This is a genomic window from Capnocytophaga sp. HP1101 (genome assembly GCF_054772415.1).
In genome coordinates this window covers 203,454-216,001 of the sequence record NZ_BPUU01000004.1, presented here as the reverse complement: position 1 = coordinate 216,001, position 12,548 = coordinate 203,454, and the positions used below count along the sequence as shown (strand labels likewise).

Sequence of the window (12,548 nt, the reverse complement as noted above, 5' to 3'; positions counted from 1 at the left end):
TCCTTCTTGTCCCCCTTCGGGGTTATCGGCACTGCCGAGTAAGTGAGTCGGGGCTCCACTTATCTCTTCCTCTCACTAATCAAGCCAAAGAAACCATTATAAGTAAATGTTTTTGGTAATATTCTACCCTCTAAAATAAAAAAGAAGTATATTTGCAGGCTATTAAATTCTTTAACCGCATTTAGCTTTGAAACATTTAGTATACGACAGTACTTTTGAGGGGTTCCTCACAGCCGTTTTTGTTGCTTTTGAGTATCGTTACAATACGGTAACTATTATAGCGAGACATCGGTTTGCGCCCTTGCTTTTTGGCGAGGAGGAAACCGTGTATACCGATGCCAACAAAGCGCAACGGGTGCTTGCCAAGATAGAACAGTGTTGGGGTAAAGAAGGGGTGGCAATTGTGCTAAGGGCTTTTTTATCAGAAGAAACGCATATGGAAGATTATCTGTTAGAGGCTATTAGGCTGATGGTAAAACACCCCGAGGGTAAAGTGTTGGAGAACTTTGCTCATCCTGCCATTGCTGCTATCCGCAAGGCAGCTAAAAGTGTGGGGCGTGAAGTACACCGAATGAAAGAGTTTGTGCGCTTTGAAAAGGTAGGCGAGCTTTATTTTGCCAAAATAGTTCCCGAGTATGACGTATTGCCGTTGGTCATTCCTCATTTCAAAACCCGCTTTTCTGACCAGCAGTGGGTGCTTTATGACCCTGAGCACGGTTACGGTTTTATTTACAATCTGCACGAGGTGTTGCCCTTTACTCCTGCCGATAAGCATTTTGGAGTGCCTGCTTCGGCTACTGCCGATGCTTATGAGACCCTTTGGAAAACTTATTTTCAGCATATTAACATAGCCGAGCGCAAGAATGCAAAGTACCAGCTCAGGAATATGCCAAAGCGCTATTGGCAGTATCTACCAGAAGTATAATTTAGTTTCCTTCAAAATAATTTGCACGGTTCGGCACTATTTACTACTTTTGTCGCCGTTAAAACATCTTTACCATCACTCACTGCTAACCCGCTAATAACTAACGTTTATGAAAAAATATCTGATAGCGCAAGCACTCTTCCTCTGTTGCTTCGCTGGGGCGTTTGCCCAAATGATTACTGTATCGGGTAAAGTAACCGATGAAATGAATCACCCTTTGGAAGGAGCTGTTGTTACAGTCATAGGTAGAAATAATAGCTCATTTGCTAAGGTTACTGATGCCGAGGGGAACTTTCAAGTGGAAGTAGAAGCAGGACAGCCTATAAGGGTTTTATATTTAGGTATGAAACCTTATGAGTTTACCACTTCTGCCCAAAAGCCCTTTATAACAGTGCGCTTAGAGCCCGCAATTATCACTTTAAGTGCTGTGGTAGCTACAGGTTACCAAAATCTTCGCAAAGAACTCACCACTTCGGCGTATACTGAAGTAAAACCTCAACAGCTCAACCGACAGATTAACCGAACCGTACAAGAGGCTATTGAGGGACAAGTAGCTGGGTTGCGCTTTACTACCGACCCTACTACGAGAAAAACCGTACCTATACTGCGCGGGGTAGGCACTTTTTCGGGCAATGTGGGCTATACGCCTCTCATTGTGGTGGATAATATCCCTACTGATATGGCTTTAGACGAAATCAACCCGCAGGATATCGAGTCGATTACTGTGCTGAAAGACGCTGCCGCCACTGCTATCTACGGGGTGCGCGCTGCCAATGGGGTCATTGTGATTGTTACCAAAAAAGGCTTGCAAAACGGTTTGCGCATCAACGTGCATACCGACCTCTTCTATACGTTTAAGCCTGATATGAGCAAGATGCACTACGCTTCTACCCCTGATCTTATCGATTTTGAGACAGCTGTTTACCAAAGTAAATTGGCTGACAACAATGGCAATGTAGATAACCTTTTCGCTTCGTATGGCGAAATTGGAGGCAGGCAAACGGTGCGCTACTATTCACCTCTCTTCCAGCTCTACCGCGACCAAGCTAAAGGAAAACTCACCGATGCTCAGGTAAACAGTACGCTTGAGCAGTGGCGCAAACGCGATTACATCCGCGATTTTCAGCGCTATGTGTGGCAACCTATCATCACCAAACGCTATAATGTGAGTGTGGAAAGTGGCAACAACCGCTCTCAGAACTACGCTTCATTGCAATATGAAGATACGAATGAACGCATTGTTACTGAAAAATCACGCGCGCTCAACCTCTATTTAAAAAACTCTTACCAGCTTACTCCTTGGCTCAAGAGTACTCTTGGGGTGAACGGCAGGTATACTGCTACTGATGCTGTAGCCGACCCTATGCGAGCTATGTATACTGACCCTCTAAAGCAACCGCGCTATATTCCTGTGTTGGGCACCAATCCGTATGCGGGTTTTAACTTGGTAGCACCTATCAACGGACATATATTAGAAGAAATTGCCGGTAACGATGCCTTTCGTCCGTATAGCTTTAATTTGCTCGAATCTATAGCACAAGAGCACCAAAAACAGCACCTTCTCAGTGTGCGTCCGTTTGTAAACTTGGAGCTCTCTATTGTGAAAGGCTTGCAATCTCAAAGCTATTTTCAATATGAACTGAACACATTGGGCAGTGAAACTTTCTTTGGCAAAGACACTTACTATATGCGTTTGCGCCATAATCAGTTTGTAAAAGAAGATACTGCTACTCAACAATTCTCTTCTGAACTGCCCGAAGGCGGTTATTACGAGCAACAAAAAAGCCAAACACAGCACTATACCTTCCGTCAGCAGCTCAATTTCAACCGCACTTTTGCCGAATTACATAACGTGACAGCGCTCTTAGGTTTTGAGATGCGCGATCACTACACCCCGCGTAGCACTAAGGAAATGCAGTATGGCTACGACGAGCAAACGCTCTCCTTCCCTACTCTCAACTGGAAAGACCTCTACAATCCTGGTGTTACCACCTATCTCTACGGGCGTCAGTCGTTATCACTCAACCGCGATCAGCACAGCGAAATTAAACATCGCTTTATCTCTTTCTATAGTACACTGGGCTATTCCTTCAACCAGAAATACAATTTCTCAGGGAGTGTGCGCATAGATCAAGCCGATATGTTTGGAGCTGACCCCAAGTATAAATACCGTCCGCTATGGTCTGTTGGCGGTAGTTGGAATATCCATCGTGAAGATTTCTTCAATAGCGATGAGGTGAACTTACTAAAATTGCGCCTTACCTATGGTATCAGTGGGAATGTAGACCAAACTACCACTCCTTTCTTGCGCGGACGTTTGCTCACCGATGTACGTGGTGCTTACCCTACCCAGCAATATGTATCTATCACCGATACCGATTTGCCCAACCCTAAATTGCGCTGGGAAAAGACTGAAACACTGAATTTGGGTATTGACTTTGGCTTGTGGTATTGGCTCTCAGGAAGTATTGATTTGTATCGTCGCTATAGTTCCGATTTATTAGTGCTTACCGAACTCGACCCCACCGTAGGCGCTCAAAGGCAACGTATCAATAACGGAGCACTACTAAACCGAGGTATAGAAGTGAGTCTCAATGCTACCCGTAGGCTTGCTGACGATTTACGACTTACCGTAGAGACTACCTTCGCCTACAACAAAAATACCATTGAAAAAGTGAGTAGCAAGCCCTCCAATCCAGTGCAATACGCTTGGAATCCCTTGCGCTATTACAAAGAAGGCGACGATTTCAACTCGCTTTACGCCTATCAATATAAAGAAACCGTGAATGGTTATCCCATTTTTGTAGACGAAAATGGCGAACCTAATACCACTTTCGATGCGAATGGCGTGCCCACAATTAAAGATATCAAAAGTGAAGATGCCCTTGTGAGATTAGGAACGATGAACCCCACCTTCAACGGAGCACTAAACTTACAACTGCGCTACAAGGCTTTTGAGCTCGGTACGATGTTCGTATACGCCGGTGGTCATAAACTGCGCAAAGATACTTACGCTATCAATCAAGAGAGCGAGACCCACCGCGATATTACCCAACGTTGGACAGCGGCAAACCCTACCAATATGCCCCGTATGTCATTTGACTATCCAGCGGCTTTGAGGGCTACCACCAATACGGTAAACACTCTTTGGCAGTATGGTGATAATCACGTGGTCAATGCCGATTACCTCAAATGGCGCAATGTGGTGTTTGCCTTCTATATGCCTAAAGACCTTTGCGAGAAATTGCGCTTACAAAATGCTAAAATCACCGCTCAGCTCAACAATCTGTTCACTTGGTGCGCTGCTGGCGACGATATAGACCCTGAAACCTATCACCTCAACACCGGAACCCGCGCATTACCCGTAGCAACTACAGCGCTTTTCGGCGTATCATTTAGCTTTTAGCCGTAGCACGGCAGGCAGTTTATAACAGACTTTGTCAAAGTCTTAGGACTTTGACAAAGTAAAATAACCCTATTTTACAATGAAAAAAAACATAATCACAACAGTATTCATCGCCTTGCTTCTCACAGCCTGTGACAAATATACCGACCTTACACCCAAAGGCGAAAAGATTATCAACACCGCTGAGGAATATTACAATTTGGTAGTACTCCCTACTAAGAATTACCCTCCTTTCAACTTCCGCGCTTTGGTGGACGACAATTGGGTGAAGGAGAGTACTATCGTCGGTAAAGCGCCCGATTTGAACAGTATCAATTTCTTTTACGAAGAAAGCGCTCCACGAGCCGATTACATTGAGTCTTCTGCCTTCTATAACAATGTGTACAGTTATATAGGTAGGTGGAATATGATTATCAGCACTGTTGACGATGCCAAAGGCGATGCCTCTTTGAAAGCGCGTTCCAAAGCCGAAGCCCGCTTGCTCAGAGCCTTTGATTACTTTATGTTAGTGAATGTCTACGGGAAAGGCTATAACCCCGCTACAGCCGCTACCGATGGTGGCGTGTGCCTAATGCGTGAGTTCGACTTAGAAGCCCAGCCCGCTAAAGCTACCGTAAAGGAAGTGTACGACTTTATTCAAGAAGATATCGAGGCGGCATTACCTCTTTTGCAAGAACACCCCGTGAATGTATATCACCCCTCATTGGCTTTTGGCTATGCCCTCAAAGCCAGAGTGCATTTGTTCAGAAGAGAGTATCAGCAGGCGTTGGTAGCCGCACAAAAGAGTCTGTCGTATAACAACCAACTGGTAGATATGGTAGCTTATGAGGCAAATCCTACTCCTATCACCGTAGATAAAAACCCCGAAGTGCTCAATTTAGCCTATATGAACGGGCATACCGAGATGAATAATTGGTGGGTTTATCCCGTGAGTCCAGAGTTTTGTGAGCTTTTTGATACCGAAAACGATATGCGCTTCAAGCTCTTTCTCAGCAAGAATCACTTTTATTCCGATAAAGGTTCAGGAGCTGCCAATTGGAATATGACGGCTACTAAGTTCTTTTATCCTACAGTGGGAATGAAAACAGGTGAAATGTACCTTATTGTAGCCGAGTGTCAAGCGCGCTTAGGCGACCTTAGTGGAGCGATGCAAACCGTAAACACCCTTCGCAGCAAACGCGTAAAAGGCAGTGGGGCTACTCTTGCAACCCCCGCTACTACTGAGGAGACCGTAAAACTCATCATCGCTGAACGCCGCAGGGAACTCGCAATGGGCTTCAACCGCTTTTTCGATTTAAAACGATTGAACACCGAACCCGCTTATGCCAAGACGCTACAGCGCACCTTCCCTTTGGTAAATACTACCGTGCCACAACGCACCTATACCTTGCCCCCCAATTCACCAATGTACATCGTTCCGTTCCCTAAAGACGTAATGGAGAAGAACCCCTCACTCACACAGAATTATTAATATAAAAAATAATAATAATGATATTTAGCTTATAATGAGTTATGATGACCGTCACACATTCCCCCTCTGGAGGGGGTTAGGGGGAGGTTATTCCCCCTTTGAAGGTAGTCTGCGAGAGCAGAGTATGTGAATAGGGGGAGGTTATTCCCTCTTATAGGGCTATCCGCGATAGCAAAGTAAGTGAATAACAACGGCGATTTATTATCAACAAGTCAATTCAACCTTTAGTTTGCATTACTAATCAAAACAACGACAACTGCCCACCGAAAAGCTCCTTATGCTTGTTGTGGCTATTGGCGATAAGCAAATGGCGAAGTTTGGCGGGCTCCATACTGCCTGCCAACGGCATAGCCCCGCTACAAGTGATAAAGTATTTCGCCCTGCTGAGCGTCACCCCTATCTGCTTGAGCGAGTAATACGTCAGCTTCTGAAAAGTACGCGCCGTGAGTATCTTCTGTACCGACCGCACTCCCACCCCAGGAATGCGCAAAAGCATTTCACGTGGAGCCGTGTTCACATCTACCGGGAAAAGATGTGGGTGTCGTAATGCCCACGCCAATTTAGGGTCTATCTCTAAATCGAGAAACGGCTGACGAGCATCTAATATCTCATCAGGAGCAAAGCCATAGTAACGCATCAACCAATCGGCTTGGTAGAGGCGGTTTTCTCTCACTATAGGCACTTGGCTGTGAATAGAGGGTAGCCTACTGTCCTGCAACACCGGCACATAACCCGAATAATACACCCGCTTCATCTCAAACTTGTCATACATATAGCTCGCCACCTTTATAATCTTCTGGTCTGTTTCATCAGTCGCCCCTATAATCATCTGGGTGGTCTGCCCGGCAGGCGCAAACTTAGGCGTATGCTTAAACTTCTTTTTCTCTAAAGCCGTAACCGCCAACTCGTTTTTCACCTGTTGCATCGGGGTAATCATCTGCTGGTGGTCTTTCTCAGGAGCAAGCAGTTTCAACCCTTCTTTCGTCGGAATTTCAAGATTGATGGACAAACGGTCGGCATAAAGCCCCGCCTCGTGAATCAGTTCTTCACTTGCACCAGGTATGGTTTTCAAGTGAATATAACCGTTGAAACGCTCTTCTAAGCGCAATTTCTTAGCCACGCGCACCAATCGCTCCATCGTAGTATTAGGGTCTTTGAACACTCCCGAACTCAAAAACAGCCCCTCAATGTAATTTCTCCTGTAAAAGTTAATAGTGAGGTCTACCACCTCCTGCACACTAAAGGCAGCACGCTGTATATCATTACTGCGTCGCGACACACAATACACACAATCGTAAATACAGTGGTTCGTAAGCAAGATTTTGAGCAAAGAAATACACCTGCCGTCCTCAGTAAACGAGTGGCAGATACCAAAGTTCGCTGCGTTGCCCAATTCTCCTTTCACCGCCTTACGAGCGCTCCCACTGCTCGAGCAAGACACGTCATACTTAGCAGCATCAGCAAGGATAGCCAACTTTTCTTTGATACGTTCAAAATCCATTTTACTTATTTTATAGTCTTTTTAGGAATATCTTTTAATCCATTCCAAAAGCTCTTTCCTTTATCTTTGTGCAAAGATAATAAATAAATCACAAATACAAAATTTGCCACACCTTTTATCCTGATATAGTGCAACACTAATCTTCAACAGTTTTAAAAAACCTTTCTCGTCACTAATTCCCCCTTTCGTCCCTACAGTTCCCCCTCTCCAAGGTAGTCTGCGAGAGCAGAGTATGTGAATAGGGGGAGGGTTTCTTCGTCCCTCGTCTCTCGTCATTCGTCCCTACAGTTCCCCCCTTGAGGGGGGCTAGGGGGATGTTATCTCACCTTTTTCGTCCCTCGTCCCTCGTTCCTCGTCGCATCTCCCCCTAAGTCCTATTGCCCCTTTCTTTTCTTTCGTCTCGAAACCCTATTTTCGGCATTATTGGCATTATTATATTACAGTATGAATCAATTACTTATACACCCTTTGTATAACAATCGTCCAAGATTCGTATAAGCATCCTATAAGCTTTGTNNATCAATTACTTATACACCCTTTGTATAACAATCGTCCAAGATTCGTATAAGCATCCTATAAGCTTTGTATAAGCTAACCATACCCATTTTACCTTTTACCTTTTATCTTTTACCTGAAAAATTCCTTCCGAATCCCTCCGTTTCTTTCCGACAACTCCAATACATCTCTTTCCCGTCGCCAATTCCCCCTTTGGAGGGGGTTAGGGGGAGGTTATCTCCTTCAAACTTTTTGTCCTCCCTCTCTCAAAACTCCTCCAACCAATCTCCCCATTATTGCCTGTGCCTGCCTGTCGTGCTACGACCTCGCACCTCATTTGTTAATTAATTTCTTAACCCAAGTTCATTTTTCCCCCACTTTTCCGCCGTTACTTTGCCCCGTAAAACAAAAACAACTTAAAAATGAACTTAAAAATGTTTAGTATCACACTTCTTATGACGTTGGCAACCCTAAAATCCAACAGTCAAAATCCTGATTTTGTAGCGCTCATTACAGCGGCTACACAAGCCCCTTCAGGTCACAACTCTCAACCTTGGTTCTTCACCGTTGAGAGCAACCACATTGTTATTACGCCCGATTTCACCAAGTCGCTACCTGCCGTAGACGGTAAACACCGCGAACTCTTTATGAGCTTAGGATGTGCTCTGGAAAACCTCTGCCTAAAAGCCACCGAATTGCACTATCGCACCCAGGTACAACTCACCAGCGAAGGCGTCATTACCGTGCTTCTGCAAAAACGAGAAGATGTAACGCCCAATTCCTTAGCAGCCGTCATTCCTAAACGCCAAACCAACCGCTCAGCCTACGACGGTAAAACCATTGATGCCGAATTGCTCAAGAGCTTAGTTAATAAGAGTACTGAAGGACTATCAGGAAATATCTATACTTTCCAAAAAGGTTCTCCCCTCTTCGCTGAACTCACCGAGTATGTAATGCAAGGCAACGCTGTGCAAATGGCTGACCCAGCTTTCAAAAACGAACTCCTCTCTTGGATACGCTTTAACAAAAAACATTCTGAAAGTACCCACGACGGACTCAGTTACGCTGTACTTGGCGCACCCAATCTTCCTCGTTGGGTAACCGAACCCATTGTAAAAGGCTCTCTCAAAGCCGATAAACAAAACAAAACCGATTTGAAGAAGATAGAATCCTCTTCAGATATGGTGCTCATCACTTCCGAGAAAGACAACATCCCCACTTGGATAAACACAGGTCGCCTATTACAACGCTTTTTGCTCACCCTCACCGAAGCAGGCATCGCCAATGCCTATCTCAATCAACCGTGTGAAGTACCTGAACTCAGAGCACAACTACAAAAGAGTTTGCCTATTGAAGGCGCTTATCCACAAATCATTTTGCGCATCGGCTATGCCAAACCCGTAGCCTATTCCAAAAGAAAAGACATCAAAGAAGTTAGCAAATTTAAAAAATGAGAAAATTAGCCAACACACAGCCAAACACACTTTGTCAAAGTCTTAGGACTTTGACAAAGTCTATCATTCTAATAATCAAATATCTCAATGAAACATACAATCCTTTTATTCCTTATCACTCTTAACTCCTTTGCGCAAGTAACCCTTAAATCCGAATATTTTGCCAAAGGCAAACTCTCTCGGCAGCGCCTCTCAGTGCAGTTACCTATTGCACTGCAAAAGTATGATGATGACCCCTATCAACGTATGAAAGTATGGGCTATCAGCACCGATGCTTGTTTTGTAAAAGCACGTGAACATAGCCCTGCAACGCCTTATGAAACAATGAACCTCAGTGCACATTTAGTGCATTTGCGCCCGTTGCACACCCGTTGGTCGTTACTAATGGCAATGGGCATAGGAGCTTATACGCCTGCTAATCGGCTTTCGGCTATAGTATGGAAAGAGAATGTGCTGGGTAGTGGTGCATTGTTAGCTATATGGCACGGCAGTGAACGTTTACAGATAGGTGCAGGGGTGGCAGTGAGTACGCTTTTGGGTTACCCAATGGCTTTCCCCAGTGCTTTTGCTGAGTACAAAAGCGACACGTGGAACGCGTGGGCTAAAGGCAATTTCTTAGAAGGCGGTAGTGCCTCAGTAGGCTATCGCTTTAATGAGTATTTTACCCTCAATGCCCTCGCTGATTTTAGTATTTACGCCTCTTTTTTAAGAAGAAACGAGCAAAAAACTGTCTTTTTTACCCAACACAGCATTATAGCACTACAACCTGAGTTCAGTATAGGCAAAAACCTCCGCTTTCCCTTCACCATAGGGATAGACCTTGCTCGCACAGGCACTTATAAAGAACGGCAATTTAATAGTTTCTTTACCGATAATTTAGGTAAAAACACCGAAGCAAAACATAGTTTTTACTTTTCTATGAGTGTAGTGTTTAGTCGTTAAGAGTGCTAATGTAAATAATATCCTTTTTATAACTTCTATTTTGTAATGCCTCTAATTTACTTATCTCTAAATTTGCGCATTTGCGCATTATATACTAACTTTGTCCCCTGAATTATAAAAACAAACGCCCATCGTGCTACGATATGCAATCACAAGAATCCCAAATATACGGCCTTCGTGCCCTTATTGAAGCCCTCAAAGCGGGCAAAACTATCGATAAAGTATTTTTGCAAAAAGGCTTGCGCGGCGACCTCTTCCGCGAGTTAATGCCTCTGCTCAACGCAGCGCAAGTGCCTGTGCAGTACGTGCCTATCGAAAAACTCAACCGCCTAACCAAGAAAAACCACCAAGGCGTGGTAGCCAACCTCTCTCCTGTAGATTTCCACAATTTTGAGGATTTGGTCATCTCGGTTACCGAAAGCGGACGGACGCCTCTCTTCCTCATCTTAGACCACCTCTCGGATGTGCGCAATTTTGGGGCAATCATCCGTACCGCTGAGTGTACGGGCGTTTCGGGGATTATCATTCCTAAGCGCGGCAGTGTGAGCATCACCGCCGATACGGTCAAAACCTCGGCTGGTGCCGTGTTTCGGGTGCCTATCTGCAAGGTGGAAAACCTCGTAGATGCCGTGTATTACCTCCAAGGCAGTGGCATCAGGGTGGTGGCAGCCACCGAGAAAACGAACCAATTGCTATACGCCGAAGATTTTACCCTGCCCACCGCCATTGTGATGGGTGCCGAAGATGTGGGAGTATCGCCCGCCGTCTTGAAAATTGTAGATAGCAAAGCCAAATTGCCAATGGTAGGCGATATCAGTTCGCTAAACGTCTCTGTGGCCTGCGGCGTTTTCCTATACGAAGTGCTAAAACAACGGTCGTAGCACGACGGGCAATTAAGTAACATCGTTCTGTGAAATCCAAGCAACTTGTTGCTTTAATCCGTGAATCAAATTAACTAAAAATATATCAGTCTCAAAAATCCGTGCAATCCGTGAGATCCGTGCGAGACTTTCAACAATCATTAAAATGAAAGAACCTTTAATCAATAAAATCACTTCCCCTATTTACGAATTTGCCAAGAAAACCCGCTCGGGCGGTATTGTCTTGTTTATTACGGTGATCATCGCCTTGGTGCTCGCCAATTCCCCGCTGTCCAAATACTATTTTGGCTTCTTGCACCACCATTTTGGCTTTGCTATTAACGGTGAAACTTACCTAAACCTCGAACTCCACCACTGGATTAACGACGGCTTGATGGCGATTTTCTTCTTCGTAGTAGGTTTGGAACTCAAAAAAGAAATCGTAGCGGGCGAACTGTCCGATTTGCGTAAGTCGCTCTTGCCCATAGTCGCTGCTATTGGCGGTATGGTCGTGCCCGCGGTGATTTACGTAGCGCTGAACTTCCATTCCGAAACCACTGCCGGTTGGGGTATCCCAATGGCTACTGATATAGCGTTCTCATTGGGCGTGTTGTACTTCCTCGGCGATCGCATTCCGCTCTCTGTCAAAGTGTTTCTCACTGCTTTGGCTATTGTAGACGATTTAGGAGCTGTGCTCGTGATTGCGTTCTTCTACACTTCCGATATTTCCTTTGTAAATTTAGGTATAGGCTTGGCATTGCTCGCCTTCTTGTACGTGGGCAAGCGCATCGGTATACGGTCGGTGTTTTTCTACGGGTTGTTTGGCATCGTGATATGGATTGCCTTTTTGTTATCAGGTATTCACGCAACGATAGCCGCCGTTTTAGTAGCCTTTATGATTCCTGCCAATGTGGCAATGGTAGAGAAGGATTTTATCGCCAAAACGAAAAAGAATCTCGAAGAATTTAAGCAAATCGACCCGAATGGGTTGCCTACGCTCAGCGAAGAGCAGTTGCACCTTATTGAGAAAATCAGTGCCGATGCGCGTTCCTCAGTACCGCCTTTGCAACGCTTAGAACACGCTTTGCAACCTTTTGTAACTTTCTTTGTAGTGCCTATCTTTGCTTTGGCCAACGCAGGGGTGTCACTCTCGGTAAATATGAGCGAACTGCTCAGCACCAATGTGATGTGGGGGGTAGCACTCGGTTTGTTCTTAGGGAAAGTCCTCGGGATTTTCGGAGGATCGTATTTGCTTATCAAGAGTAAAATAGCTACTTTCCCCGAAGGAATGAATACCCGCAACCTTTTAGGCGTGAGCTTACTCGCTACTATAGGTTTTACGATGTCGCTATTTGTAACCACGTTGGCTTTTGAAGAACCGCTGTACATCAACCAAGCCAAAATAGGAATTTTTGCAGCCTCTATCCTTGGCGGTATTCTGGGATATATCGTCCTAAGCCGAAGTTCTAAAACTAATGACTAATTGAATCGCAC

The 12,548-nt window shown here is 45.0% G+C and carries 8 protein-coding genes; 7 read left to right on the top strand and 1 reads right to left on the bottom strand.

The genetic code is table 11. The features are described 5' to 3' along the window. Nucleotides 1-187 precede the first annotated feature (187 nt). From RCZ04_RS04500 to RCZ04_RS04490, 3 genes are all read left to right on the top strand, one after another. The gene (locus tag RCZ04_RS04500) at nt 188-925 is read left to right on the top strand and encodes a TIGR03915 family putative DNA repair protein (RefSeq protein WP_460484759.1); all 738 of its coding nucleotides are present in this window, start codon (nt 188-190) and stop codon (nt 923-925) included. 109 nt (nt 926-1,034) lie between these two features. After that, on the top strand, nt 1,035-4,331 hold the full coding sequence (locus RCZ04_RS04495) for a SusC/RagA family TonB-linked outer membrane protein (RefSeq protein WP_460484758.1): 3,297 nt from the start codon (nt 1,035-1,037) through the stop codon (nt 4,329-4,331). Between the two features lie 79 nt (nt 4,332-4,410). Continuing rightward, complete coding sequence (locus tag RCZ04_RS04490) at nt 4,411-5,802, top strand: RagB/SusD family nutrient uptake outer membrane protein (protein WP_460484757.1); 1,392 nt, start codon at nt 4,411-4,413, stop codon at nt 5,800-5,802. A 241-nt stretch (nt 5,803-6,043) separates the two neighbouring features. Here RCZ04_RS04490 and RCZ04_RS04485 read toward each other — a convergent pair whose 3' ends face one another. Continuing rightward, a complete protein-coding gene (locus tag RCZ04_RS04485) occupies nt 6,044-7,303 on the bottom strand; it encodes a putative DNA modification/repair radical SAM protein (RefSeq protein WP_460484756.1) in 1,260 nt (419 codons plus the stop codon). Between the two features lie 917 nt (nt 7,304-8,220). On the opposite strand from RCZ04_RS04485, the gene RCZ04_RS04480 reads away from it, so the two are divergent. The 4 genes from RCZ04_RS04480 to nhaA all read left to right on the top strand — a co-directional run bounded on the left by RCZ04_RS04480 (nt 8,221) and on the right by nhaA (nt 12,537). Next, entirely contained in the window at nt 8,221-9,252 is a 1,032-nt protein-coding gene (locus tag RCZ04_RS04480; RefSeq protein ID WP_460484755.1) for an Acg family FMN-binding oxidoreductase, read from the top strand. An 87-nt stretch (nt 9,253-9,339) separates the two neighbouring features. Then, nucleotides 9,340-10,194, top strand: coding sequence for a DUF6268 family outer membrane beta-barrel protein (locus RCZ04_RS04475; RefSeq protein ID WP_460484754.1), 855 nt, complete (start codon nt 9,340-9,342; stop codon nt 10,192-10,194). A gap of 143 nt (nt 10,195-10,337) precedes the next feature. After that, on the top strand, nt 10,338-11,075 hold the full coding sequence (gene rlmB / locus RCZ04_RS04470) for a TrmH family RNA methyltransferase (RefSeq protein ID WP_460484753.1): 738 nt from the start codon (nt 10,338-10,340) through the stop codon (nt 11,073-11,075). A gap of 145 nt (nt 11,076-11,220) precedes the next feature. Continuing rightward, nucleotides 11,221-12,537, top strand: coding sequence for a Na+/H+ antiporter NhaA (nhaA, locus tag RCZ04_RS04465; protein ID WP_460484752.1), 1,317 nt, complete (start codon nt 11,221-11,223; stop codon nt 12,535-12,537). Nucleotides 12,538-12,548 lie beyond the last annotated feature (11 nt).

Excerpts from the sequence above, each read along its gene's own strand:
- RCZ04_RS04495 (WP_460484758.1), top strand. The coding sequence starts at position 1,035 with ATGAAAAAATATCTGATAGCGCAAGCACTCTTCCTCTGTTGCTTCGCT.
- RCZ04_RS04490 (WP_460484757.1), top strand. The coding sequence starts at position 4,411 with ATGAAAAAAAACATAATCACAACAGTATTCATCGCCTTGCTTCTCACA.
- RCZ04_RS04485 (WP_460484756.1), bottom strand. The coding sequence starts at position 7,303 with ATGGATTTTGAACGTATCAAAGAAAAGTTGGCTATCCTTGCTGATGCT.
- RCZ04_RS04480 (WP_460484755.1), top strand. The coding sequence starts at position 8,221 with ATGAACTTAAAAATGTTTAGTATCACACTTCTTATGACGTTGGCAACC.
- RCZ04_RS04475 (WP_460484754.1), top strand. The coding sequence starts at position 9,340 with ATGAAACATACAATCCTTTTATTCCTTATCACTCTTAACTCCTTTGCG.
- rlmB (WP_460484753.1), top strand. The coding sequence starts at position 10,338 with ATGCAATCACAAGAATCCCAAATATACGGCCTTCGTGCCCTTATTGAA.
- nhaA (WP_460484752.1), top strand. The coding sequence starts at position 11,221 with ATGAAAGAACCTTTAATCAATAAAATCACTTCCCCTATTTACGAATTT.